The organism is Grimontia indica, from assembly GCF_000333895.2.
Classification (GTDB): domain Bacteria; phylum Pseudomonadota; class Gammaproteobacteria; order Enterobacterales; family Vibrionaceae; genus Enterovibrio; species Enterovibrio indicus.
The window spans coordinates 1-23,616 of sequence record NZ_ANFM02000018.1; the positions used below are offsets into that span (position 1 = coordinate 1).

At 48.4% G+C, this 23,616-nt stretch carries 22 protein-coding genes; 15 read left to right on the forward strand and 7 right to left on the reverse strand.

What is annotated here, in order from left to right; translation table 11 throughout:
* Positions 1–555 precede the first annotated feature (555 nt).
* The 4 genes from D515_RS11310 (at position 556) to D515_RS11325 (ending at position 4,359) form a co-directional block, all read left to right on the forward strand.
* Positions 556–1,266 carry a DUF969 domain-containing protein gene (locus tag D515_RS11310; protein ID WP_002538578.1) on the forward strand — a complete coding sequence of 237 codons (711 nt, stop codon included), beginning with the start codon at positions 556–558 and terminating at the stop codon, positions 1,264–1,266.
* Between the two features lie 5 nt (positions 1,267–1,271).
* Positions 1,272–2,177: a DUF979 domain-containing protein gene (locus D515_RS11315; protein ID WP_002538579.1), complete on the forward strand. Its 906-nt coding sequence runs from the start codon at positions 1,272–1,274 to the stop codon at positions 2,175–2,177.
* An 8-nt stretch (positions 2,178–2,185) separates the two neighbouring features.
* A complete protein-coding gene (pcp, locus tag D515_RS11320; protein WP_002538581.1) occupies positions 2,186–2,824 on the forward strand; it encodes a pyroglutamyl-peptidase I in 639 nt (212 codons plus the stop codon).
* Between the two features lie 383 nt (positions 2,825–3,207).
* Positions 3,208–4,359, forward strand: coding sequence for a porin family protein (locus D515_RS11325; RefSeq protein WP_002538582.1), 1,152 nt, complete (start codon positions 3,208–3,210; stop codon positions 4,357–4,359).
* Between the two features lie 403 nt (positions 4,360–4,762).
* On the opposite strand, the gene D515_RS11330 is transcribed toward D515_RS11325, so the two are convergent.
* Positions 4,763–5,794: an extracellular solute-binding protein gene (locus tag D515_RS11330; protein ID WP_002538584.1), complete on the reverse strand. Its 1,032-nt coding sequence runs from the start codon at positions 5,792–5,794 to the stop codon at positions 4,763–4,765.
* A gap of 434 nt (positions 5,795–6,228) precedes the next feature.
* Here D515_RS11330 and D515_RS11340 point away from each other — a divergent pair, with 434 nt between their 5' ends.
* The 4 genes from D515_RS11340 to D515_RS11355 all read left to right on the forward strand — a co-directional run bounded on the left by D515_RS11340 (position 6,229) and on the right by D515_RS11355 (position 8,790).
* Positions 6,229–6,732 (forward strand): GNAT family N-acetyltransferase, encoded by a 504-nt coding sequence (locus D515_RS11340; RefSeq protein WP_039849967.1) that lies wholly within the window; start codon positions 6,229–6,231, stop codon positions 6,730–6,732.
* On the forward strand, positions 6,729–7,112 hold the full coding sequence (locus D515_RS11345; RefSeq protein ID WP_002538589.1) for a Rid family hydrolase: 384 nt from the start codon (positions 6,729–6,731) through the stop codon (positions 7,110–7,112). The genes D515_RS11340 and D515_RS11345 overlap by 4 nt, the downstream gene beginning before the upstream one ends.
* Positions 7,113–7,286: 174 nt before the next feature.
* Complete coding sequence (locus tag D515_RS11350) at positions 7,287–8,468, forward strand: alpha/beta hydrolase (protein ID WP_002538590.1); 1,182 nt, start codon at positions 7,287–7,289, stop codon at positions 8,466–8,468.
* Between the two features lie 76 nt (positions 8,469–8,544).
* Entirely contained in the window at positions 8,545–8,790 is a 246-nt protein-coding gene (locus D515_RS11355) for a hypothetical protein (protein WP_002538593.1), read from the forward strand.
* Between the two features lie 650 nt (positions 8,791–9,440).
* Here the strand turns inward: D515_RS11355 and D515_RS11360 are convergent.
* The 4 genes from D515_RS11360 to D515_RS11375 form a co-directional block, all read right to left on the reverse strand.
* Positions 9,441–10,829 carry a class II fumarate hydratase gene (locus D515_RS11360; RefSeq protein ID WP_002538594.1) on the reverse strand — a complete coding sequence of 463 codons (1,389 nt, stop codon included), beginning with the start codon at positions 10,827–10,829 and terminating at the stop codon, positions 9,441–9,443.
* A gap of 17 nt (positions 10,830–10,846) precedes the next feature.
* Positions 10,847–11,227: a hypothetical protein gene (locus D515_RS11365; protein WP_002538595.1), complete on the reverse strand. Its 381-nt coding sequence runs from the start codon at positions 11,225–11,227 to the stop codon at positions 10,847–10,849.
* Positions 11,228–11,382: 155 nt separating this feature from the next.
* Positions 11,383–11,811, reverse strand: a complete 429-nt coding sequence (trxC, locus tag D515_RS11370) for a thioredoxin TrxC (protein WP_002538596.1) — start codon at positions 11,809–11,811, stop codon at positions 11,383–11,385.
* 79 nt (positions 11,812–11,890) lie between these two features.
* Positions 11,891–12,784 carry a LysR family transcriptional regulator gene (locus D515_RS11375; RefSeq protein WP_002538597.1) on the reverse strand — a complete coding sequence of 298 codons (894 nt, stop codon included), beginning with the start codon at positions 12,782–12,784 and terminating at the stop codon, positions 11,891–11,893.
* 133 nt (positions 12,785–12,917) lie between these two features.
* Here D515_RS11375 and D515_RS11380 point away from each other — a divergent pair, with 133 nt between their 5' ends.
* From D515_RS11380 to D515_RS11405, 6 genes are all read left to right on the forward strand, one after another.
* A complete protein-coding gene (locus D515_RS11380) occupies positions 12,918–13,322 on the forward strand; it encodes a RidA family protein (RefSeq protein WP_002538599.1) in 405 nt (134 codons plus the stop codon).
* A 42-nt stretch (positions 13,323–13,364) separates the two neighbouring features.
* Positions 13,365–14,813 (forward strand): aldehyde dehydrogenase family protein, encoded by a 1,449-nt coding sequence (locus D515_RS11385; protein WP_002538601.1) that lies wholly within the window; start codon positions 13,365–13,367, stop codon positions 14,811–14,813.
* A 22-nt stretch (positions 14,814–14,835) separates the two neighbouring features.
* The gene (locus D515_RS11390) at positions 14,836–15,822 is read left to right on the forward strand and encodes a membrane dipeptidase (RefSeq protein ID WP_002538603.1); all 987 of its coding nucleotides are present in this window, start codon (positions 14,836–14,838) and stop codon (positions 15,820–15,822) included.
* A gap of 94 nt (positions 15,823–15,916) precedes the next feature.
* A complete protein-coding gene (locus D515_RS11395; RefSeq protein ID WP_039849968.1) occupies positions 15,917–17,488 on the forward strand; it encodes a BCCT family transporter in 1,572 nt (523 codons plus the stop codon).
* Between the two features lie 97 nt (positions 17,489–17,585).
* On the forward strand, positions 17,586–19,292 hold the full coding sequence (locus D515_RS11400) for a hypothetical protein (protein ID WP_002538606.1): 1,707 nt from the start codon (positions 17,586–17,588) through the stop codon (positions 19,290–19,292).
* Positions 19,289–20,002 carry a DUF3726 domain-containing protein gene (locus D515_RS11405; protein WP_002538607.1) on the forward strand — a complete coding sequence of 238 codons (714 nt, stop codon included), beginning with the start codon at positions 19,289–19,291 and terminating at the stop codon, positions 20,000–20,002. Before D515_RS11400 ends, D515_RS11405 begins: the two co-directional genes overlap by 4 nt.
* A gap of 35 nt (positions 20,003–20,037) precedes the next feature.
* Here D515_RS11405 and D515_RS11410 read toward each other — a convergent pair whose 3' ends face one another.
* Positions 20,038–21,561 (reverse strand): trypsin-like serine protease, encoded by a 1,524-nt coding sequence (locus D515_RS11410; protein ID WP_239643974.1) that lies wholly within the window; start codon positions 21,559–21,561, stop codon positions 20,038–20,040.
* A 316-nt stretch (positions 21,562–21,877) separates the two neighbouring features.
* Positions 21,878–22,453, reverse strand: a complete 576-nt coding sequence (gene efpL / locus D515_RS11415; RefSeq protein WP_002538609.1) for an elongation factor P-like protein EfpL — start codon at positions 22,451–22,453, stop codon at positions 21,878–21,880.
* A gap of 393 nt (positions 22,454–22,846) precedes the next feature.
* Between efpL and D515_RS11420 the strand changes: the two genes are divergently transcribed.
* Positions 22,847–23,380: an NUDIX domain-containing protein gene (locus D515_RS11420; protein ID WP_002538611.1), complete on the forward strand. Its 534-nt coding sequence runs from the start codon at positions 22,847–22,849 to the stop codon at positions 23,378–23,380.
* Positions 23,381–23,616: the final 236 nt, after the last annotated feature.

A 23,616-nucleotide genomic window follows, 5' to 3' on the forward strand; every position in this document is an offset into this window, starting at 1 on the left:
GCATTCAGAGGTCATCAATGCGTTCAATTCGAGGCAAATTTCGCGAGGAATAGTGGTTCTATTTCCGTGGAATTTAACGAAGAAGTGGGCGCTTTGATGTCCTCCCTTCGGGCGAGTTGACTGACGCCGTGCTCTTTGTTGTTCCTTTTTGATGGAGACGACTACACCTGCAAAGGAACGCCGCGATCACAACGCCAGTCAATCTCGCTGAATCCTGCATCTTCAGGTTATTTGGGTATAATCCTAATAGTTGCTTGGTTTTAGCGCATTTCGTTCAATTTTCACCCGCTCGCCGTATTTGAAGTGCTCATTGCCTTTTATGTTAGAGATAAAGGGAGAATAAATAGGCAAGCCAAAGCAGGGTTCTTGCTTAAATGGAGGAGAGTTTTCCGACTTTAGTGGTGGAAATGAATGGCTGGAGTAATTGAAGTGATTTATTGGTTGTTATAACAAAAAACTCTGATTGGAGGAGAAATTTCGGCTCTCGTATACTCGGGTGGAAGGCAGGTGGAAACCTGCCAAAAACACAATAAAAACGCCGTGTAGAGGGCAAACATGATCGACTTCTGGCCATTGATTGGCATCGTAATTATTACGGTAGGGTTGGCACTAAAGCTAAACACCTTGCTTGTTATTTTAGTTGCTGGGGTAGCAACGGGCCTCGTTGCCGATATCGCCTTGATGGATATTCTTTCCACGCTGGGCCAATCCTTCACCCAAAACCGCTATATGTCTCTTTTCATTCTTATTCTTCCCATGATTGGCATCCTAGAACGCTATGGTCTTCGTCAACGTGCAGAACAGCTGATCGGTTCCATGAAAAAAGCGTCTGTCAGCAAAATTCTGATGACTTATCTACTACTACGGAAAGTGACGAATGGCATGGGTTTGAGCATTGGCGGTCACCCATCAATGATCCGTCCTTTAATTGCACCTATGGCGGAAGCGGCAGCAGAGAAAGTTTCACCGAAGCTGCAAGAAGAGAAGCGTCAGGCCATTCGCGCGCTCGCCGCTGCCAGTGAAAACTTTGGTAACTTCTTCAGCCAACTGCTGTTTATCGGCACGGGCGGTATCTTGCTGATTAAAGGCGTGATGGCTGATAACAAGTTGGATGTGCAATTAGAAACCATGGCGTTGTGGGCGCTGCCAACGGCTATTGCTTCTTACATCGTGTTCGTGGTTTTCAGCAAAATCATGGAAGCCCGTTTGCTGAAAAACTTAGAAAAAGCCGCTGCAACGGCGACTGACATTAAAAGCGAAGGGTAATGGCCATGCTTGAATATATTTACCAAACCACAGGTTTGCTGTTGCTGGCTTTCTCACTTCAAACCTTTTTGGACAAAGACAATCCCAAACGAGTTGGTACTGGCCTTTTCTGGTTAATTTACGGTGTGACCTTTATCTTCGGCACGATGATACCGAACTGGGTGACAGGCTTGATGGTACTTGCGTTGACTGCGCTGGCTGCTGGCGGCTTCATGGGTGCGGGCAATTACAAAACCACCAACGAAGAAGAGCGTCAGAAAACCGCGTCGGTGCTGAAAAACAAACTCTTTATCCCAGCGGCGATTGTGCCGGTGGGAACCGTTGCTATCAGCCAATTCACTTCTCTGGGCGCGCTGGTGGGTCTGGGTATTGCTTCGATTGCGTCAATCATTGTGGCGCTGGTCATGACGAAGAGTCAGCCTATACACAGCCTGAACGAAGGTCGTCGCCTGATTGACTCTATTGGCTGGGCCGCAATTTTGTCGCAGTTTCTCGCTGCATTGGGTTATCTGTTTAATCAAGCGGGTGTGGGGGATACCGTCGCGCAAATCGTGAAAATGATGATCCCGGAAAACATGCTGCTGGTAAATGTGATTGCCTACTGTGCCGGTATGATGATTTTCACTGTGGTGATGGGTAACGCCTTTGCGGCCTTTGCGGTGATCACGACAGGTATCGGTATTCCACTATTGGTGTTGGAAAACGGAGGTAACGCCGCAATTATTGGTGTGCTGGGCATGCTTTCAGGTTATTGCGGTACCCTGATGACACCTATGGCGGCAAACTTCAATATCGTACCAGCCGCGTTGCTTGAACTGAAAAACAAGCACCACGTTATTCTGATGCAGGTGATCCCAGGGCTGATCATCTTGGCATTCAACATATTTGTTATGTACAGCTTTGCATTCTGAGGAAAGCGATGAAAAAAGTTCTGATTACGGGTTTCGAGCCGTTTGGCGGCGCATCGATCAACCCTGCGCTGGAAGCGGTGAAAAAACTAGATGGCGCTGAGCTTGACGGTGGCGTGATTGTGACCTGTGAAGTGCCGGTAACGCGGTATGATGCACTGAAAGCGATCAGTGAAGCCATTGAGGCGCATCAACCAAGTTATGTAATAACCGTCGGTCAGGCTGCGGGTCGCAATGCGATCACACCTGAGCGTGTGGCAATTAACATGGACGACTTCCGTATTCCAGATAATGGCGGAAACCAGCCGATTGATGAGCCTATCGATGAAGAAGGGCCTGCGGCCTATTTCTCGACCTTGCCGATCAAAGCGATTACTCGCAAGCTTCAGGAAAACGGTATTCCTTGCCAGGTTTCGAATACCGCAGGTACTTTTGTCTGTAACCACGTATTTTATGGTATTCAACACTTTTTACGTGACACAGATATCGGCCACGGCTTTATTCATATCCCTCTGCTACCAGAGCAAGCAGCTGCGACCGATCAGCCATCCATGTCTCTGGATACTATCGTCGAAGGACTTCGTTTGGCAGCTCAAGCGACTCTTGAGAACAAGAAAGACATTTCTGAGGGGGCAGGGCAGATTTGCTAAGCCTCAGCGACTGATAGCCTAATAAGAAAAGAGCCGATAATGTCGGCTCTTTTTTTGTTATTTGGAGGACACTTTTTCATTTTCTGGTGCCCCAGCATAGTCTCCTAGCACCGATCCTTGAAACGCAAATATTCACCATAGCTTCTCAAATGGCCAATATTCAAATAATTGAATATTTAGTGCATAGATAGCTAGTGTTCAATTATCGTGGAAGCGTATTTCTTGCCTTTCTTAGTTCCTCATTCAAAAGTGGGGCTTATTTCATCCTAACTCTTAATTATTAGGTTATTATCGTCGGTATACGATGAGTGCTCACTGTGATTTACCCAAGTTGCAGTGGTGTTATTTGGCCTTGTGCAAAAATGAGTAAGGAGTACCCATTAATGAATAAGCATGCGCTTAAATTTGCGCCAATGACTTTGGCGATGATGTGTGCAAATGCATCTGCCGCTGTAACGCTCTATGACGATGATACCCATTCTGTTACCACCGATCTTCTGGTCAACGTCTTCTATACCAATTCGAGCTCTGATCGTTTGTCTGACTTCAATGATCCGAACAGCAATAAAATCAGTCGTGACCAGTCTCGTGTTCGTATCGGCTTTTTGCCTAACTACATTGGTTTTAATTTTAAAACCGAAGTGAATGATCTCAAGATTGGTGCGCGTTCGTCATTCTGGGTCACGCTCAATGACACCGACAATAATCGCGGTGCAGAAGGCTTAGGTACCCGCTCTGGTATTGATGTGCGCCAGTTCTACGCCACTATTGATTCTGATTGGGGACAGGTATTGCTGGGTAAGGACTTCGGTCTGTTTTCACGCAGCAACATCCTTACCGATGAGTTGCTACTCGGTCACGGCCAAAGCAGTGATTACTATGGTCTTATTGACGGTGGAAACGTTTCTTTCGGTAACATTGGCTCGGGTTACACCTACCCATTCCCGAAAGCTCAAATGACTTATCGCACACCTGATCTGTCTGGTTTCCAAATTGCAGTGGGTGTGATGGACCCAAGCAAGAAGAGCGCAAACAGCTCGGAAGACAGCCCTCGATTTGAAAGTGAAATCACTTACACCGGCGACTTTGATACTGTTGACTTCAAAGCTTACATCAATGGTGTGACCCAAAGTTCGGAAGACAGTAATGGCACTGTTGATTCGGATGGTCTGGGCGGTGGTGTGCGAGTTGGCTTCGGTGGTTTAGCGTTGAATGCTTCTGGTTTCAGTACTACTGGGCTAGGAGATGTGGCTGGCTTGGATACTATCGTGAGTACAGAAAAGACCAAGTCAGATGGCTATTTGCTGCAAGGCTCTTACACCTTTGATAGTGAGCGATTTGTGCTGTCCTACGGCAACACTGAAGTCGACACTGATGGCACCAAAACGCTGGAGTACGAAAACAAAGCGGTGGCTTGGTTCCATACTGTGAATAGCAATCTGACCCTGGTGGCAGAATATAACCGTACCGAAGTGAACGAAGGTAACACCGAGAAAAACAACACCTACGCGTTAGGCGCCGTCGTCACTTTCTAATGGTTCTGAAGAGTACCCTTAAACCACGCCTGGTTTATTAAGCACGATAAGTGTTAGCGCTGAGAGGTCGCTTTCTGCAGTGTGCTAATGGCGTTAAGTTTGGCTTAGAGCTTAACGTCTCTTTTTCTTTCTCATTCCTCTAAAAAAAATCACCCCAAGAAAATATCTGCAAATCCAGTTGGTTGGCTTTGGAATAGGCAAAACTTCGGCCTTGGGGTGAATAGAAGAAACCGCTTTCATAAAGCGTATGCAGTGCTGCAAAAAATGCCTGCCTATCGGTTTAAAACAAACGCTCAATTTAAAAGATGAGACGATTTCTCAGAGAATATTTACGTAGGAAAAGTAAGGAAAAACAATGAAAAGGCCACCTCTGAGGTGGCCTTATGTAAACAGACGCGAAAAGTTATTCGCCGGTTTTCAAGCGCAGGAAGTAGTTTTCGTACTTCTCGGTCAGGTCGCCAACGGCGTCTTGCCACTCGCCACGGTCAATGTCTTCTTGTGGCGGGAACAGGGTTGGGTTGTCTTTGTATGCAGCGTTAGATTTCTCAACCGCAGTCAGGTAACCAGTATCAGCACTGATTTTTGCTGCAATCTCTGGACGAAGAAGGAAGTCGATCATCTTGTGAGCCGCTTCGGTGTTCTTCGCGTTCTTTGGAATTGCCAGACTATCTACCCAGAAGATACCGCCTTCTTTCGGCCATACCAACTCAATCGGTAGACCTTCACGTTGTGCAGCGGCTGCAGAGCCATTCCACAACATGCCCAGACCCACCTCACCAGACAGGTAAGGGTTCGCTGGATTGTCTGAGTTGAATACCAATACGTTTGGCATCAGCTTTTTCAGCTCTTCGTATGCTTCATCAATCTGTTTTGGATCGGTTGAGTTACCTGAGTAACCCAGCTTACGCAGTGCGATGTGGAACACTTCGCGGGTGTCATCCATCAGCATGATTTGGCCTTCGAGCTCTGGGTTCCACAGATCTGCCCAGCTGTCGAAATCTTCTGGGTTGTACATGTCTGTGTTCACTGCCAGACCTGTCATCGCAATCACGTGAGGAATGGAGTAATCGTTGCTTGGATCGAACGGCTTGTCGAGGTAGTTCTTATCCAGCTCGGTGAAGTTGTTCAACTTCGAATGGTCGATTTTCTGGAGCATACCTTCATCGCGCATTTTTGCTACGAAGTAGGTTGATGGCACCACAAGATCATACCCGTCTGGGTGGGTTTTCATTTTCGCATACAGGGTTTCGTTCGACTCGTACGTTGAGTAGATAACCTTGATGCCAGTTTCGCGGGTAAATTGTTCCAACAGCTCTGTTGAGATGTAAGGACCCCAGTTCGCGAAAATCAGCTGATCATCAGCAGCTTGTGCCGGTGTGGTGAAGATAGCGGCTGCACATGCAGCGCTGGCCAGAATTGAAGACCATTTTTTCATTGTCGGTTTCCACCTCCAAAGGCCCCCTCGATAGGGCGCATTAATACTCCAGGGATATATCGTCATCCCCGCGTTAACATCTGAATTTACTCAGAGAATCTCGTCGGTTGGGCGGTCAGAAAGACATCCGAGCCCGAAAAAATCGGCGCGATATTACAGCCGAAACCCAGTGCTGGCAACTGATTCAGGCGACCGAACACCACTATTCGCTTTAAGGGAAAAGAACAAGACAATTTCTGTAATGCTGACTTGCAGAAAAGAACCAAAAAAGACAGCACTCCCAATGGTGGGAAAGGAGCGAGTTTCATTGGACCTCTTTGGCATTTGCGACGCATGTTGGGAAGTTACATTTTAAGGGGGTCACCTGTCAGTAACAGATAGTGGCGGGTGATACCTTATGCCGTCCAAAAAGGTCAGGCATCAGGATAGAAAAGATGGAGATAAAACTCAGAAAAGCAGTGTTATCTGACGTGGAGCAAATAGCAAAAATTCATGTCGACTCTTGGGAAGTCGCATTCGAGGGGTTAATGCCAGAGAACTATATCAAAGGCTATACGCTCTCAGCCCGGATTAAAGAGTGGCAGGAAACTATACAAACAAATGCGGAATTTGTTGTTGTTGCGGAAAGTGCCTCCACAGTGGTTGGGTTTATGTCCTATCGAGTCCACCCAGTTGCCAGAGAGATCATTGAGCTAAGTAAGTTGTACCTTTGCCCAACCCAATATGGAAAGGGTATGGGGAGTCTATTTATGCGCAATTTGGAAAATGCAGCTCGAGATAGCGGCGTGAGAAAGATCCATTTATACGTGCTGAATAACAACGCAACAGCCATTCAGTTTTACACGAAGCATGGTTTTGAAAATGCGGATGGTTTTGTTTCGGAAGAGTTTGAAGGCACCACAATTATTGATGTACTGATGACGAAGAGGGTGTCATGAAGAAATCAATCGTCCCGGAAGAATTTAAGCATTACTTCGATGATTGGCATTTTTCGCCAGTGATGGATGCCGATGGCACTGTGTATCTTTCCGGTGTGACGGCTGCAAGAAAAGACAAGCCAATCAGCACAGACCCGGAAGAGCAGTTTCACGATGCGTTTTACAAACTGGGTGTTTACCTGAATGCGGCAGGACTCAGTTATTCAGATATCGTTGAAATGACCACATTTCACATAGAACTAAAAAAGTACATCGATGTTTTCTCTATGGTTAAGGATGAGTACATCAAAGCGCCATATCCTGCTTGGTCTGCCATTGGTGTATCGGAGTTTATCCCAGACAATGCGTTGGTAGAGATGAGAATTGTTGCCAAGCGCTAGTATGTCGAGGCAAGTTTTACTTCATAAAAGCCCACAGCCTGTCCATTTTAAAGTCATGAAAAATAATAGCATTTGGCTAATTTTCACAACGGCTGACATTTTTTTCACACTGCGTTGTTTACAGTGATTTCATTAATCAGTAGGGATGGCTCATCCCATCCTGCGAGAGGTTTTATGAAATCCAATTACTCAACTTATTTGAAAGCGGCAGCTGTTGTATTGGGAGGAGCATTCCTGACAACAGGCTGTTTGCAGGCACCTGATGAGCCCTTGTATCAAACATCAGAGAAATTGCCTGAGTATGAGCAAACGTCGTTCGACGAATATGTTAAAGACACCAAACTTTGGCTGGAGCAAAACCGGGTCTTTTTGACGGACGACAAGCAGACAGAAATTGATGCAAATGCGCCGTTTGAGCTTGCTCCAAAGGACCAAGTTACGCCGACTAAAGGCGTACTTTTTGTTCATGGGCTAGGTGATTCTCCATTCTATTTCAGAGATATTGCCAACGTTCTCTCTGAGCAGGGGTTTCTGGTTAGAACCGTGTTACTTCCCGGTCATGGCTCGCGTCCCGGCGACCTGATTTTGCCAACCTTTGATGATTGGAAGCGGGTGGTTCAACATCACGCAGAGCTGTTGGCAAATGACGTGGATGAAATCTGGCTGGGCGGTTTCTCGACGGGTGCAAATCTCGTAACGGCTTATGCTGCTCAACATAATGATATTGATGGCCTGCTGTTGTTCTCTCCTGCCATGGCACCAAAAGATTCTCTTCATGTGATTGCCCCAGTGGCCAACTATTTCCTGGATTGGCTGGATGTTGATCCGCATGAAGACAACTACACCCGCTACGCTACCTTGGCTACAAACGGTGCAGCTTTATTTTCTGAGTCAGTCAGTGAAGTGAATGATCAGCTATCAGAAATGCCATATCGCAAGCCTGTACTGATGGTCATCAGTGAGAGCGATAGCGTGTTGGATTCTGCTGAAACCATTGACCTGTTTAAGTCGAGCTTTCTTCATCCTCAAAGCCGTTTTGTATGGTACGGGGACGGGAAAATCACAGGAGACACACGCATTATCTCTTTGGCTTCATCCATTCCAGAGCAACGTATCAGTACGTTTTCTCACATGAGTGTGTTGTTCTCTCCAACCAACGAATACTACGGCAAAAACGGTAGCCAATTGGTTTGTGACAACGGCCAGAGTGAGGAAGCAGAAAAAGCGTGTCCTAATAGTGACGAACTTTGGTATTCCAGTTATGACTATCTGGAAGAAGGTAAAATCCATGCCCGTTTAACGTGGAATCCCTATTTTTCAGAGTTAGCGGAAACCATTGGAACCGTGACAAAGTAAGCGCGTCTCGTTGCCAATGGCGTGTCTGACATGGAATAATCCTGCGCATTATTCAAACCACATTAACTGCGAATTTATGACTGACAAAATTGATATCATCAGCACCCTCGAAGAGCTGGAAACCTTCCTTATCGCCATTGAAAGCGGTGGTCTGGGACTGACGGGTGTAGCGGGTGTTGCGCTGGCAACTAACAATGCAACGGGTCAGCCGTTTCTTGCCGTACTGGATGATAAGCATCAACTGATCCTCGCGCGTGACGTAACCCCTGAAGTGTTTGAGACTGGCAAAGATCTGGTTCGTTACGGACCGAAAAAACACTAACTCCTGATTTAGGAAGTTCGCTTTCACTAGGGGCTGTTGACCTTTGGTGATGATTTTTGCAGCAGTTTGTGGGGATTTAATGCAAGGCGGAGGCTTCGATGTGTAGCTAGCCTACATGAGAAGCCGATAACGCAGCAGAAATTCCCCACAAACGCTGCCCGAAGGGTTCTGCCCTAAGCGTTTTATGCTTTGTTGAGGTGTATTTGCTTAGAATAGCAGCACACACCTCGCCGCGCCTAAAACGCTTATGGCTAGAACAAAATTTAACCACCAAAAGTCAACAGCCCCTAACAACAAACGCCCTCAATTGAGGGCGTTTGTCGTCCGGAATCTAACTGCTGTTCCGGTATTTCAGCAAGTGAAGGTAGTGCTTTGAGTAATACCCAAACAACCTGAAGATGCAGGATTCAGCGAGATTGACTGGCGTTGTGATCGCGGCGTTCCTTTGCAGGTGTAGTCATCTCTATCAAAAAGGAACATCAAAGAGCACGGCGTCAGTCAACTCGCCCGAAGGGAGGCCTTCAATGCGCCCACTTCTTCGTTAAATTCCCCGGAAATAGAACCACTATTCCTCGCGAAATTTGCCTCGAATTGAACGCATTGATGACCTCTGAATTCAAGCATCTTCGGGTCGTTTGGGTATTCTTATTCTATTCTGCCAATCCACCTTGGGTGAGTTGGGTAGGGTCGAGCAAGCGCGTTAACGTTTCTCTGTCTAAATCTGTCTCTTCTTCCGCAACATCAATGATGGCTCGACCTTCTTTGTAAGCCTTTTTGGCGATCTCTGCCGCTTTCAGATAGCCAATCACAGGATTGAGCGCAGTAACCAAAATGGGATTCTTCGCCAGCGCAACATCCAGATTTTCTTTCCTAACCGTGAACGTGAAAATGGCTTTGTCTGCGAGTGCACGCGAACTGTTACTGAGCAGTTCAATACTCTCCAACACATTGTGAGCAATCACTGGAAGCATCACGTTAAGCTGGAAATTGCCAGACTGACCTGCCACGGTGACGGTGGCGTCGTTACCAATCACCTGCGCTGCTGCCATCGCTGCTGCTTCAGGAATCACAGGGTTCACTTTTCCCGGCATGATGGAAGATCCTGGCTGCAAGCCTTGAAGCTCAATTTCGCCCAATCCCGCCAGCGGACCGGAGTTCATCCAACGCAGATCATTGGCAATCTTCATGATGGCAACAGCAGCCGTCTTGAGTTGGCCAGACAAAGCAACCATGGCGTCTTGACTGCTGAGGTTGAAGAAGAAGTTTTCGCTGGCTTCAAACTGCGAGCCTGTCGCTTGTGACAGGTTGTGGGCGAATGCGGAAGCAAAGCGCGGATCTGCATTAATACCTGTACCAACAGCCGTTCCGCCTTGTGCAAGTGCTTTAACAGCTTTCAGGCTGCGCTCAATACCTTCTTTGGCATGCTCAACCTGGAACTGCCAGCCTCCGAGTTCTTGATCAAAAGTCACAGGCATCGCATCCATCAAATGAGTGCGCCCTGTTTTGACCACGGCACCGATATCTTCACGCTTCATATGCAGTGTATGGGAGAGGTGTGCCAAAGATGGCAGAAGGTGCTTTTCAATCGTTAAAGCGGCACTGACTTGAATCGCAGTAGGGATTACGTCATTGCTGCTTTGGCCCATATTTACGTGGTCATTTGGGCTAACGATATCGCCGAGCTTGGCGCTGGCGAGCGTCGCAATCACTTCATTGGCATTCATGTTAGAACTGGTACCAGAACCGGTTTGGAATACATCGACAGGAAACTGGTCGAGGTGTTCACCATCAATGATCTCTTGGGCAGCATCAGAGATTGATTCAGCAATATCACCTTGCAGCAAACCCAGCTGCGCATTAGTGATAGCAGCGGTCTGCTTAATGTATGCCAAGGCCTGAATAAAAGTGGCTGGCATAGTGTGTCGACTGAACTGGAAATTGTCGACGGCACGCTGAGTTTGTGCTTGGTAGAGGGCATCGGCAGGAACGCGAATTTCCCCCATGCTGTCTTTCTCTGTTCTGAATTCTTGGGTAGTCATACAGGGTCCTTTTGCCTTTAATCCAATGGTGCCTGAAGGCGTTGTAATTCGAGTTGTAGTGAGAGGAATCTCTGTTCCCCGCCATGGCGGCGTTTATAAAACCGTTTGAGCGCAATCAGAGGCTCATGAATCATGTTCAGACACACATGGCGGAATTGCTGTGATCGTTCGGGGTCGCGGATGGCTTCAATCATTGCGAAATAAATCTGACGCAGATACAGCTCGGCGAGCAGCGGGCTTTCGTTTTCTGCGCCTAACTCATGGTAGGAAGCGAGCGTGACACCAGACTGAATGAAGTGGTAAACCACATCAGGCTCATAGCCCCAGACAATGTCTGAACTATTAAACCTTTCCAACGACTGAAAATACTCTGTGTATAAAAACGTTCTGTCGATCATCTACCGGCCCCGAATTATTTCATAGATAATGATAATTATTATCATTTAATGTTTTTGATAACAACCCCTTGGTTTTTGTCGTTATTGAGGGTTTCGGTTCAATCGAAACAAAAAAAGGGCGCTTTAGCGCCCCTCGATATGGATAGTGAAAAGAGTTAAATAGTCTGGGATAACCAGCCGTTGAACTCATTTTGTGGCAGCGCACCGTTGATTTGTTGGGCCATTTTGCCATCCTTGAACACCATGATGGTCGGGATGCTGCGGATTCGATATTTCGCTGCCAGCGCTTGCTGCTCTTCAGTGTTGACTTTGACGAAGATAGCGTCTTCTTGCTTACCTTTTGCGGTGGCCTCAAATACTGGCGCGAATCCCTGACATGGACCACACCAAGGTGCCCAGAAATCAATAACCACTGGCTTGCCAGAAGCGAGCAGGGCATCCATGTTGTCATCAGTACCTTCAATCGGTTTTCCTGTCAGCAGCGAAGACTTACAAATGCCGCAGCTTGGATTCTCATCAACGCGCTCAGCTGGAATGCGATTCAGCTTATTACAATGTGGACAACGCACGGTTAATGTACTCATTTTGAAAACCTTTCCTTTGATTTGCTTAGGTGTAGATTATTCGTATCCCGGCTTTGAGGCTATTTCATTTCTCCTATCGTTAAGATTGGTTTTTCCTATCATCAGCAAGTCGTGTTTTGCACAGTTCGTAAAATTCATAAGCCTGCGGCGAAAAGTAGCGATCTTTCAGCCGTAAGATACCAATTTGTCTTTCCACATAAGGTGTTGTTAGAGGGAGCCAGCAAAGATCTTTCTCGTCATCTGGGAAAGCAAGTTTAGGCAGGGTAGTAATGCCTATCCCGAGCTTTAAAACGGAAAACAGGGAAGTTATGTTTTCGACGCTGTAGCGTGCGTTGGCAGCGAGTACATTAGCATGCGTAGGCTCAAGCAAGGTACAAGTGCCATTTTTTACAAAAGGAAGCGCCACCAAATCTTGCCATTCGATGTCTCTTGCCTGCTGTGTTAGAGGATGGTCCTTCAAACACACGACACCCAAGGGGTCAGCCAGCAGCGGTGTGAATTCAATGCGTTCATCCTGAATATGGAGACAATTCCCCAGCGCCAAATCTACTTCACCTGCGAGCAACCTTGCTTCGACACCGGCTGCGTTGTCATCGACCAAAGCGACATCCACATTGGGATGATTTTCTGTGTAGCTTGCCAAAATGGTAGGAATCAACTTGGCGGCGACAGAAGGAACGCTGGCGATTCTAACCTGACCTAATTGGCCTGCGGCGGCAGCGCAGAGGTCAGAATTCAGCTCATCATAGAGCTTGAGGAACTGATTGATTTTAGGAAGACAGAATTCGCCAAAAGGGGTGAGCTTAGCCTTGTGTCCTGTATCAAAAAGGGATTGTCCCAGTATCTTTTCAAGTTCTTTTACCGAGGTAGACAGTGCAGCCTGTGAACGATTGGCTCTTGAAGCCGCAGCGCGAAAACCACGCTGTTCTGCCACCAGAGAAAAGTGTTTCAACTGCTGCAGCTTGATATCCATATCTCCAAACCCCTCTCCGGAAAGTGATAAATAAAACTGAACAATTGAAAAAAATTAACCGTTCGTTTTATCAAAAATTGTAAGGCAGACTTTAATCAATTGTTAACAAATTGACAAAGAGAGTCTGAATTCAATGTTGCCCAAAGAGAATCGCCACGTAGAGAAATCCGTGATTAAAACAGATCTGTTTGCCTCAAAAGCGCCCCTTGAGTGGGCGGTAGGGCATAACGGCACGCTCTACACTGCTCAAATCCCGATTGATAGCCAAGGCCAGCTGGTGGATGGCGGCATTGAAGCACAGACCCGTCAAACCATGGATAACCTGATGCACACACTTGAAAGTGCAGGTGTGACAAGCTCGGCGGTACTCCAAGTGCTGATTTACGTGACTGACCGTAGCTACCTCAATACTGTTAACAAGGTCTATGCGGAATATTTTAATGCGCCCTATCCAAACCGCGCGGCCATGGTGGTGGCGGGTTTAGCAAGGGAAGGCATGTTGGTGGAGCTGGTGGTATACGCCGCGCTTCCTCAATAACGAATGAATTTGGAATGAGAAATAGAAATCAAGGAGTCAACGATGAACCTGAATAGAGAAAATGCACTCTACATCGGTGGGGAATGGTGTCAGGGAACCCGAACGGTTGCCAATATCAACCCATCTAACATTTCCGAGTCTTTGGGTGACTTTGCGCAAGCCAGCCAAGCTCAGGTTCATCAGGCGATTGCCTGTGCCCGTGAAGCACAACCAGTGTGGGCGAAAACGCCGTTGGAGCAAAAACAGAAAGTATTGCAAACCATTGGCGATGAGCTGATTGCTCGCTGTGATGATCTGGGTCGTTTGCTTTCCAGTGAAGAAGGCAAGCCTTTCGCTGAAGGTCGCGGGGAGATTTACCGTGCGGGACAATTCTTCCAATACTACGCGGCGGAAGTGCTGCGCCAAATGGGTGAAATGGCCGAGTCTGTGCGTCCCGGCGTTCAGGTGGAAGTCACTCGCGAAGCGGTGGGTGTCGTAGCGATCATTTCGCCATGGAACTTCCCGACGGCGACCGCCTCTTGGAAAATCGCGCCAGCGCTGGCATTTGGTAACAGCGTGATTTGGAAGCCTGCCAACCTGACACCGGCAAGTGCCGTGGCATTGGCAGACATCATTCATCGTTCAGGGCTGCCAGCAGGGGTGTTTAACCTAGTGCTGGGGTCGGGCTCTGAAGTGGGCGATACCCTGATCCACAGCAGCGAAATCGATGCTGTCAGCTTCACGGGTTCAGTAGATGTAGGCCGAAAAGTGGCGGCAGCGACGGCGCCTAACTTTGTTCGCTGCCAGCTTGAGATGGGCAGTAAGAATGCCCTTGTTATTGCCGAAGACGCTGACATCAATATCGCCGTTGAAGCTACCATTGCCGGCTCATTCTCTGGGACAGGTCAGAAATGTACCGCGTCCTCCCGCCTTATCGTCCTTGATAGCGTTCATGATGCTTACGTTGAAGCACTTTCCGCGCGTATGCAGCAACTGAAAGTCGGTCATGCGTTGGAAGACGGCGTGTTTATGGGGCCAGTCGTCGATGAACGCCAACTCTCTTCAAACCTGAAATGGGTAGAGAGAGCCCATGAACTGGGAGCGGAACTGGTCACCGGCGGTGAGCGTTTAACCCTTGAAAACGACGGTTACTACATGGCGCCGACCTTGTTCATCAATACCCAGAATGATTGGGACATCAATCAGGAAGAGCTATTCGCTCCTATGGCCTGTGTTCAGCGCGTCGGTTCTCTGGATGAAGCCATCGCCAAAGTGAATGAAACCCGTTTTGGCCTGACTGCGGGGATTGTGACATCCAGCCTTCGCAGCAGCGCCCTCTTTAAGCAACAAGCCCAAACCGGTTGTGTGATGGTGAACCTGCCAACGGCAGGCACTGACTACCACGTGCCGTTTGGCGGCCGCAAGGAATCCAGCTTTGGTCCGCGCGAGCAGGGCCAGTATGCACGTGATTTCTACACCATCGTGAAAACGGCTTACCAGCGCGCGTACTAATTGAACAGGGTAGGGACAGCTTATGTATCAGGACGAAATCATCATCGATGGATTGCAATACTGCCTTTGGGACAGAGCGTATTTTGAATCGCTCAAACAAAGCGGTGTCACTGCGGTTCATGTGACCTTGGTGTACCACGAGAATGCACGTGAAACACTGACCCGTTTTGCCGAGTGGAATCTACATTTCGAGCGAAACAGCGATCTGATCATGCCTGTTCTGTCCATGGAAGACGTTTTCAAGGCGAAAAGCGAAGGCAAGGTTGGCATCTTTTTCGGTGCCCAGAATTGCTCGCCGATCGACGATGAAATCGGCTTGATTGAGGTCATGCGTAAGCTCGGTCTTTTGATCATGCAGTTGACCTATAACAACCAGAGCTTGCTGGCGACGGGGTGTTACGAGCAGGAAGACAGCGGTGTGACCCGCTTTGGCAAGCAAGCTATCGCGGAAATGAACCGTGTTGGCATGATTGTCGATATGTCACACAGCTCTGAGCGTTCAACGCTGGAAGCGATTGATCTGTCTTCACGCCCTATCTGTATCAGCCATGCCAACCCGCAGCGCGCACACCCAGCGCTTCGCAATAAGTCGGATGAAGTGATCCGCGCCTTGTGTGAAAGAGGCGGTTTGCTTGGCTTCAGTCTTTACCCTTTCCACCTTCCTGGCGGCAGCGATTGCAGCCTGGAAGACTTTTGCCGAATGGTCGCCGATGCCGCTGAAATGGTTGGTGTAGAACGCCTCGCTATTGGCAGCGACCTTTGTCAAAACCAGCCACAAAGTGTTCTCGAATGGATGCGAAATGGCAGATGGTCGAAAAGCCTCGATTACGGAGAAGGCTCGGCTTCAAACGCTGGCTGGCCTGCGGCTTTGCCGTGGTTCCCAGAAACTAGCGGGCTAAAAAATATTTATCAGGGATTGCGCGAAATTGGATTCAGTGAACAGGAAACGGCAGGGATACTCGGCCGCAACTGGCTCACTTTTTTGGAAGACGGCTTAAAGCCGGAATAAATATCTAAACATTTCGCGAAGCGGGATAACCGCTCACAAGGAGCAAGGTTTCTGGACGCTGGTTCAGAGGCTAATGACAACGTGGAGACAGATGATGTCTGAATTACTCAATGCAGAGAAGACAAGCACTGTAAATAAGGAACAAAGTGTCTGGGTGAAACTGGGTCTTGATAATCCGGTTTTTTGGATGAGCGGCGGATTTCTAACGCTGTTTGTGGTGACAGCGCTGGTTGATAACGAGCTTCTGTCTTCGCTGGTTAATGCTGGCTTCAGTTGGAGCGTGTCCTTCTTTGGGCCTTATTGGCAGTTGCTATTGCTGGCGACGTTTTTGATTGGTCTTGCACTGGCGTTTAGCCCGGGTACCGGAAAGGTGCGCTTAGGTGCGATGGACAAGCCTGAGATGGAAGGCTTCAAATGGCTGGCAATCATTCTTTGTACCCTTTTAGCTGGCGGAGGTGTCTTTTGGGCGGCGGCAGAGCCGATTGCTCACTTCGTTAACCCTCCTCCACTGTATGGCGTGCCTGAAGGCAATATTCAGCGTCAGGCATTTAATGCATTGGCGCAGTCCTTCATGCACTGGGGTTTCCTTGCCTGGGCCATCCTCGGCACGCTGACCACTATTGTGCTGATGCACCTGCACTATGACAAAGGGCTACCCCTCAAGCCGCGTACTTTGCTTTACCCGGTATTCGGTGAGCGCGCCATGACAGGTATGTTTGGTGCCTTGATTGATGCTTGCTGCATCATAGCGGTTGCGGCGGGGACCATTGGGCCAATTGGTTTTCTTGGCTTGCAAATCAGTTACGCACTGAACGCCTTGTTTGCATTGCCTGATGGCTTTACAACCCAATTCATCATCATCCTCTGTGCAATCGCTATCTACACCATCTCAGCATTGAGTGGCGTCAACCGCGGTATCCAGATCCTGAGTCGTTACAATGTGATTTTGGCTGTGGGCTTGATGGCTTATATCCTTTTGGTTGGCCCGACTGATTTCATTATTAATGGTTACCTGCAAGGCGTAGGCACCATGGTCGACAACTTCATCCCTATGGCTACCTTCCGCGGCGATATGGGTTGGCTGAGCTGGTGGACTGTATTTTTCTGGGGCTGGTTCCTGGGCTACGGTCCGATGATGGCCATCTTTATTGCACGAATTTCCCGTGGCAGAACGATTCGTCAATTGGTCACTACGATCAGCATCATTGCGCCGCTTATCACCTGCTTCTGGTTCACCATTGTGGGTGGCTCCGGTCTGGCTTTTGAAATGGCAGAACCTGGCTCGGTGAGTAAAGCATTCGAAGGCTTTAACCTGCCGGCGTCACTGCTTGCCATTACTCAGCAACTGCCTTTCCCCATGCTGATGTCGATTCTATTCCTAATCCTCACCACGGTGTTCATTGTCACCACGGGTGACTCCATGACTTACACCATCAGCGTGGTGATCAGCGGCGACCTCAACCCAAATGGTCTGATGCGCACTTTCTGGGGTGTCATGATGGGGGCTACCGCCATCATTCTTATCTCCCTTGGCTCTGGCGGCGTTTCCGCACTCCAATCTTTCATTGTTATCACTGCGGTGCCGGTATCGCTCATCCTGCTGCCGTCACTGTGGAATGGTCCGAAAATCGCACTGCAAATGGCGAAAGAGCAGGGTTTGGATTGATGGTCGCGATTTGAAAGTAACGGGGCAAATATGGGACAGCATGAATAAAGCTGTCCCCCAATAATCAACAATGCTAAGCGTTTGTAGGTGTGGCTTCATGAATGCAAAAACTGCTATGGAAAGTGTCACTATGCTGCGTGATCCAGCTGTGGTGATGGATCCCTATCGATTGGGTGCGATGCACCAAACCCGTCTTAGCTTCGTGCGTAGTTTGCTGAGAAAGATGGAATCTGAGCAGTGGAAGATTGAATGCGTTCAATGGGACATTGCTGCAGAAGGTTTTGGTACCGCAGTCTATGAGCTGCTGACGCCAAATGGGGTTTATCAACTGGTCGTTTTTTCAACGGCTATTGCCGATGAAGAGCGCAATGACCGTGTCATTGCGGAAAAGTGGGATGTGACCATGGCGCTGGTCAAGGGACGGGTTGATCAGAGAGAGCTGGATCGCTTGCGTCAAAATGTGCCGCTGCAGGAAGCTGGCAGAAATACCACGCAAGTGCTGGTTTTATCCCGAGCCAACAAGAGTGTGCGTGTGTTTGAACATCTGATTGACGCGTTGTCGGTTGGGCAACAACCCAATGCTCAGGAAATCGCAAATGTGGGGTACATCCTCCGGACAACCGCTGTCTATGGAAATGGAAAATTTGGGATTGCGGACTTTGAAACGCTGAATGAAAACCCGGATTTCCGTCTCTCATTCAGTGCGCAAATGTGTGCGGTTTATATGCTTCGCGAATTCAGTCTGGACTGGGTTCATTTTCTGGCGAAGCAAAAAGGCGGCGTTCATGCGACTACCTTGTCACCTGAGTTACAGCGCTATATCGGGGTAGGCAATGCCACGGGTTTGGGTATGGCGCCTTATCTTATTCGTCATCCAAGAGTGGTAGACAATTGGTTGACTCACCGGGAAATGGCTTTGGCGGCAGTGTCGCAGCAATCTGTCTGCGAAAAGAGCGCAGTGAGGGTGTTGTCTCTGTTACACAAGGCCAGAAAACACCTGAAAGAAGTGGTGACCATTGACGCGCATCAGAAAGGCTTAAACGCCCAAAGTGTAGATGAACTGCCGTCCCTAGAGCAGGACATTGTGATGCTTTCCAGTGATGGGTCATATTGGGTTGATGCCATCTCTACGGCGGAAAAATACTCTTTCGAAACACAGGAAATTCTGGTCACTTGTTTGCTCGAAACATTCCCAGACATTGTCGATCCTTTTTGCAATGAAATGAATGCAGATGAATCTTTGTCACTGACACCGGGCATTAAAGTGTCGACCATGATTTCTCTGCTGGAAACGCGTTATCGCTGGGCATTGGAGATAGATTTTTCTGAAGCAGATAATCAGTACTGGTTTTGGTATCGCTCACAGGATAAAGAAGAGCCTCGCATGGCGGTGCGCGGTGAAGAACCCGGGGAAGAAAAAGAGCTGGGGCTTGATGTCGGCAGGCAGGCTTCAAGGTTCTACCACTCGCTAAAACAGGTGGATTCATCCACATCACTGGCCGAGTTCCTGCTTGAAAATACGCGTTTCAGAATGATTGCCCGTCGTATTTGGACGCTTGGCAATTGCCCCATGGGGGATATTCAAATCAATGTGCTGGCGAAAAATGTGCTGCCCATGCACCTGCTTCGCTGCAAGCTTTCGATGTTTGGAGCGACTAAGTTCGATCCCCGCTCTGACCGCTGGGTGAGAGTGACCTTGTTCCAAGGTGCTCCAATTTTTGCAGAATTGGGTAATGGTGCAGACACTGACTCTTGGCTGTTTCCTGTTTTAACCTCGTCTTCAGAGCATAGGGAGGCGCTATGATCCAGGTCTCTCACAACGAATTGGTGGGGCTATGCACTAAGGCCTTTGATGCGTTAAACCACCCCCATGGTGAATCAGATACCATCGCGGAAACTGTGGTTGATCTGGAAATGGCAGGGTTGAGTGGCGTTTCGATGTTTGTCGAGGCTTTACCTACCTTAGATGAAGAGCGAGAAGCGCGTGCTCCGCGGTGCGAAATCATCGACGGCAATATCCGCGTGAACCTTCATGGTGGCAGTTTGTTTTGCCACTTGCCTGCTTTGATTGATGTGGCAGTTGAAAGGTTAATTGGCGTCCCACAGGTGTCGATGTCAGTCAAAGATTGCCGCAACCGCTGGCTGGCATTTGGTGAGCTTCTTAAACTGGCAGGTAAAGGGCTATCAGTGCGTGTTTGCTGGCAAAGGAATGACTCGCCGGATGATATCGAGTGCATTCTGAATGCGGGCTCCCGGTATCCAGATATTTACCTTCAAAAAGATCTGGGCCTCGAGGAAAACAGCATGCAAATAGAATTAAGCCTGGCTCCTTTTTCTGCCTCGAACAGTGCATCAGTGCCAACGATTTCGGCTCATGAGCAAAATGAAGCGGCGAGCGCCGCATGGGAGCATGGAATGAGTATTCGCCTGAGTAATTGGGAGGCGTTAAAACACTACGCATCAAGGCTGTTGGTTGAAGACAGTGAGCGTTCTATGCGAGGAGCAGGAGAATAACATTACCCCGATGTTTTGCATCGGGGCAGTTTTAGTTAGCGAAGGATCCAGGCATCTTGCCAGTTGGTACCGACACCCGGCTCATAGGCACTTGGGGCAGAGCCACACCAAAGGTTATAAGGCCAAGACTTACATTCGTAAGTAGAACCGCCATTGGTGACGATATCGCCAGCCGAGTATGAAGTGCCTGCTACATAGCTGTCTGAACCCGTCGGTGGTTCTGGCGTCACTGGTGGTTCTGGTTCAACAGGCGGTTGTACTGGTGGCTCGACAGGGTTGACGGGACCACAGTCTGAAATGCCAACTTCTTCCCATACGCCCCATTGGCCGCTGGTGGATGGATGTTCACCTTGTGTCCACCATTTTGCACGCCAGAGTTTCCCATTCCACGTGACAGTGTCACCAGGCAAGTAGACCGCAGTTTCTTGCCAATCGGTAGAGCAATACCCGATCGCTGGTTTGGCAGTGGCTGACACATTGGCTTTATATACCGTTGTTGTTTGGTCGATCTCAAACGTCAGGGTTGCTTTTGCAATACCGACTTCTTTGGCACCAAACTCAATACCGACCTGACAGGATTCGTTCCCCTGCAGCGTAGTTTGCAGACATCGATCATTGGTGATCACAGGAGAGGTTGCGACGCCGGAACCAGAGACGTTTAAACGGTCAATCGTGAAAGGTGCAAACCCAGTGTTTTGGATAGTGAATGTGTGTAGTTTGGGCTCTCCAGCAATAAAATCAGCAAGCACTTGATTCTCGGTGTAGCTGAGGCTGACTTTATCTATGCCTCCGTAAACAACACCATCAACAAACTCACGAAGAGCAGCGATATCACTGTAAACGCCGTATTTGTCTGGGCGGGCGCAGCCGACGCCCCAACTGACAATACCGAGCTGTGTAGTAACACCGCCTCGGTTGACGACAATTGGGCCGCCACTGTCACCCTGACAGGAGTCAATGCCACCTTGCGGTACACCAGCACAGAATGACACACCTCCGACGGACGTGTAACTGCCACCTGCTTGACGACAGGTTGCATCAGAAACCAAAGGTACGTCCACTTCCTGCAATACTGTCGGTGAACTACCGCCCTCTGAGGTTCGGCCTAATCCTGCTACGGTCAGTAAATCTCCGTCTGACACATACTGGTATAGCGACCCTTCAGCTATTTCAACTGGTGTTAATCCCGTAGGCACGCTGGCGAGTTTAAGCAAGGCAATATCATTGGCCAGATTGCGTGTATTGAAATTGGGGTGGATATAGATCTCTGAAACATTAACCCGCACACCATCGGTGCCATTGTATCGGTAGCCGCCAATCTTAACGGCAATATGGTTTGGTGCGTCGGTGTCCACACAGTGTGCGGCAGTCAAGACAAATCCCTTGCCGATGTAACTGGCACCGCAGAAAGAGCGGTTACTGTTTGAATTCACAATCTGGGTATAGAACTTCCATTCCGCTGGGTTGGCATCTACGCCACCGACGATACGTGGCGACACTTCAGCAGAATTAAGGGTGATCGTCTCAGCAGCGAATAGACAAGGTGACATCAATGTCATGGCAAGCGCCATTGTTATTTTGTTTTTCAATGTTTGCTCCTTGATTTACAAAGCGAGCGTTATGCTCACTTAAAAAGAAGCAATGCAGCGTGCTTATAAACAAGTTGCAACGTGAGAGTCTTCATTGTTTGCGAGTGACTCTCAAATTTCATTCTTCAAGGAGATTGCATGTTTCTAGATTTGGAGAGCAGGCAGCAAACAGTAATCAAGTTATTACCTGCGAAGAGAGGAGGTTTTTCATGGGAAGTGGGAAGGAAGGCCTAATAAAAAGCCCCGGCTCAAGGCCGGGGCTTTTTATTAGGAAGCGTTGCAGAGATTATTTAGATTCTACGCGGTTCATGAATTTGTGTTCAGCGGTGTTAACGCGGATTTTGTCGCCAGGCGCCACGTATTCAGGAACCTGAACAACCAGACCAGTGGTCAGCGTTGCTGGCTTGGTACGTGCACTTGCTGAAGCGCCCTTGATAGACGGTGAAGTCTCGGTGATCACCAGATCAACAGCCGAAGGCAGTTCCAGAGCCACAGGTTTGCCGCTCACAGCCAGTACCTGAATGCCTTTGGTTTCTTCAGTGATGAACAGCAATTCTTCTTCGATATCATCCTTGTTGAAGTGGTAAGGGGTGTAGTCTTCAGAATCCATGAACACGTACTCGTTGCCATCAACGTAAGAGAAGTCAGCAGGGTGGCGACTGAAATCCGCCAGAGTAATCATGTCGTCTGCTTTGAAGCTTTCGTCAACTTTCGCGCCGGTTGCTACATCGTAAAGACGCATACGGAAAAGGCTGTTGCCCGCGCGGCCGCTTGGCGTCAGCTTAGCAATGTCTTTAACTGCCAGTACTTTACCGTTGTGTTCGATAACGGCGTTCTTTTTAATTTCACTTGCCTTTGGCATGGTCACTGTTCCAGTTGAATAACTGATGCGAAAAATATCACGAATCCTAATTTTGGCAAGCCACAGCATGTATCATCAGTGAAGAATTAGATGCTAGGGGCTGTTGACCTTTGGTGATGATTTTTTGCAGCCGTTTGTGGGGATTTTATGCAAGGCAGAGGCTTCGATGTGTAGCTGGCCTACATGAGAAGCCGATAACGCAGCAGAAATTCCCCACAAAGGCTGCCCGAAGGGTTCAGCTCTAAGCGTTTTATGCTTTGTTGAGGTGTATTTGCTTAGAATGACTAGGCGGCACACACCTCGCCGCGCCTAAAACGCTTATAGCTAGAACAAAATTTAACCACCAAAGGTCAACAGCCCCTATTTAATGGTTCAGAACGGAATAGCAGAACAATGATTAAACAGCTCGATACTAAAGTGGTCTACCAAAACAAATGGATGACTGTTCGTGAAGACAAAATCCTTCGCCCCAGTGGCGCTGAAGGTATCTATGGTGTGGTAGATAAACCTGATTGCGCGGTGATCATGGCGATTGATAACGGACAGGTCCATTTAGTCCAGCAGTTTCGCTATACCGTTCAACAGCGTTGTTGGGAGCTGCCGCAAGGCGCGTGGGAATCCCGTCCCGATGCTGATCATCTTGAATTAGCAAAAGGCGAGCTACGCGAAGAAACAGGGTTAGATGCGAAAGAGATGGTCTATGTGGGCGCGCACTACATCGCTTATGGTTTCCTCAACCAAACCTGTCATATCTATTTAGCGACGCAATTGACGGATGTGGGTAAGTCTCTTGATGTTGAAGAGGAGGATCTGATCTCACGTCCTTTCCCCATCGAGGAATTTGAGCGAATGATGATGGAAGGAGAGATCAAAGACAATGTCACTGTCGCTGCTTATGGACTGGCGAAATTGAAAAAGCTGGTATAAATGCAGTCTTCCGCTTTATAAATGAGAAATTTCTAACTCATTGAAATCTATTATCTGATTTGGGCTTCTTTCGTCATATAAATGACGCAATTATTGATATTGGCGTCATTTATATGACTTACAATGAGATATGCCTCTTAGCGTGCTAAAAACCCTATTTTCTCCTTCCTAAATCGCTATTCTGCCCGTGCTGTCGCACGTATAATCTCACTCAAAGTACACTGTAGTTCAAAAGT

Bases quoted from the DNA above. Each gene is read 5' to 3' on its own strand.
- D515_RS11310 (WP_002538578.1), top strand. From the start codon at position 556: ATGATCGACTTCTGGCCATTGATTGGCATCGTAATTATTACGGTAGGG.
- D515_RS11315 (WP_002538579.1), top strand. From the start codon at position 1,272: ATGCTTGAATATATTTACCAAACCACAGGTTTGCTGTTGCTGGCTTTC.
- pcp (WP_002538581.1), top strand. From the start codon at position 2,186: ATGAAAAAAGTTCTGATTACGGGTTTCGAGCCGTTTGGCGGCGCATCG.
- D515_RS11325 (WP_002538582.1), top strand. From the start codon at position 3,208: ATGAATAAGCATGCGCTTAAATTTGCGCCAATGACTTTGGCGATGATG.
- D515_RS11330 (WP_002538584.1), bottom strand. From the start codon at position 5,794: ATGAAAAAATGGTCTTCAATTCTGGCCAGCGCTGCATGTGCAGCCGCT.
- D515_RS11340 (WP_039849967.1), top strand. From the start codon at position 6,229: ATGGAGATAAAACTCAGAAAAGCAGTGTTATCTGACGTGGAGCAAATA.
- D515_RS11345 (WP_002538589.1), top strand. From the start codon at position 6,729: ATGAAGAAATCAATCGTCCCGGAAGAATTTAAGCATTACTTCGATGAT.
- D515_RS11350 (WP_002538590.1), top strand. From the start codon at position 7,287: ATGAAATCCAATTACTCAACTTATTTGAAAGCGGCAGCTGTTGTATTG.
- D515_RS11355 (WP_002538593.1), top strand. From the start codon at position 8,545: ATGACTGACAAAATTGATATCATCAGCACCCTCGAAGAGCTGGAAACC.
- D515_RS11360 (WP_002538594.1), bottom strand. From the start codon at position 10,829: ATGACTACCCAAGAATTCAGAACAGAGAAAGACAGCATGGGGGAAATT.
- D515_RS11365 (WP_002538595.1), bottom strand. From the start codon at position 11,227: ATGATCGACAGAACGTTTTTATACACAGAGTATTTTCAGTCGTTGGAA.
- trxC (WP_002538596.1), bottom strand. From the start codon at position 11,811: ATGAGTACATTAACCGTGCGTTGTCCACATTGTAATAAGCTGAATCGC.
- D515_RS11375 (WP_002538597.1), bottom strand. From the start codon at position 12,784: ATGGATATCAAGCTGCAGCAGTTGAAACACTTTTCTCTGGTGGCAGAA.
- D515_RS11380 (WP_002538599.1), top strand. From the start codon at position 12,918: ATGTTGCCCAAAGAGAATCGCCACGTAGAGAAATCCGTGATTAAAACA.
- D515_RS11385 (WP_002538601.1), top strand. From the start codon at position 13,365: ATGAACCTGAATAGAGAAAATGCACTCTACATCGGTGGGGAATGGTGT.
- D515_RS11390 (WP_002538603.1), top strand. From the start codon at position 14,836: ATGTATCAGGACGAAATCATCATCGATGGATTGCAATACTGCCTTTGG.
- D515_RS11395 (WP_039849968.1), top strand. From the start codon at position 15,917: ATGTCTGAATTACTCAATGCAGAGAAGACAAGCACTGTAAATAAGGAA.
- D515_RS11400 (WP_002538606.1), top strand. From the start codon at position 17,586: ATGAATGCAAAAACTGCTATGGAAAGTGTCACTATGCTGCGTGATCCA.
- D515_RS11405 (WP_002538607.1), top strand. From the start codon at position 19,289: ATGATCCAGGTCTCTCACAACGAATTGGTGGGGCTATGCACTAAGGCC.
- D515_RS11410 (WP_239643974.1), bottom strand. From the start codon at position 21,561: ATGACATTGATGTCACCTTGTCTATTCGCTGCTGAGACGATCACCCTT.
- efpL (WP_002538609.1), bottom strand. From the start codon at position 22,453: ATGCCAAAGGCAAGTGAAATTAAAAAGAACGCCGTTATCGAACACAAC.
- D515_RS11420 (WP_002538611.1), top strand. From the start codon at position 22,847: ATGATTAAACAGCTCGATACTAAAGTGGTCTACCAAAACAAATGGATG.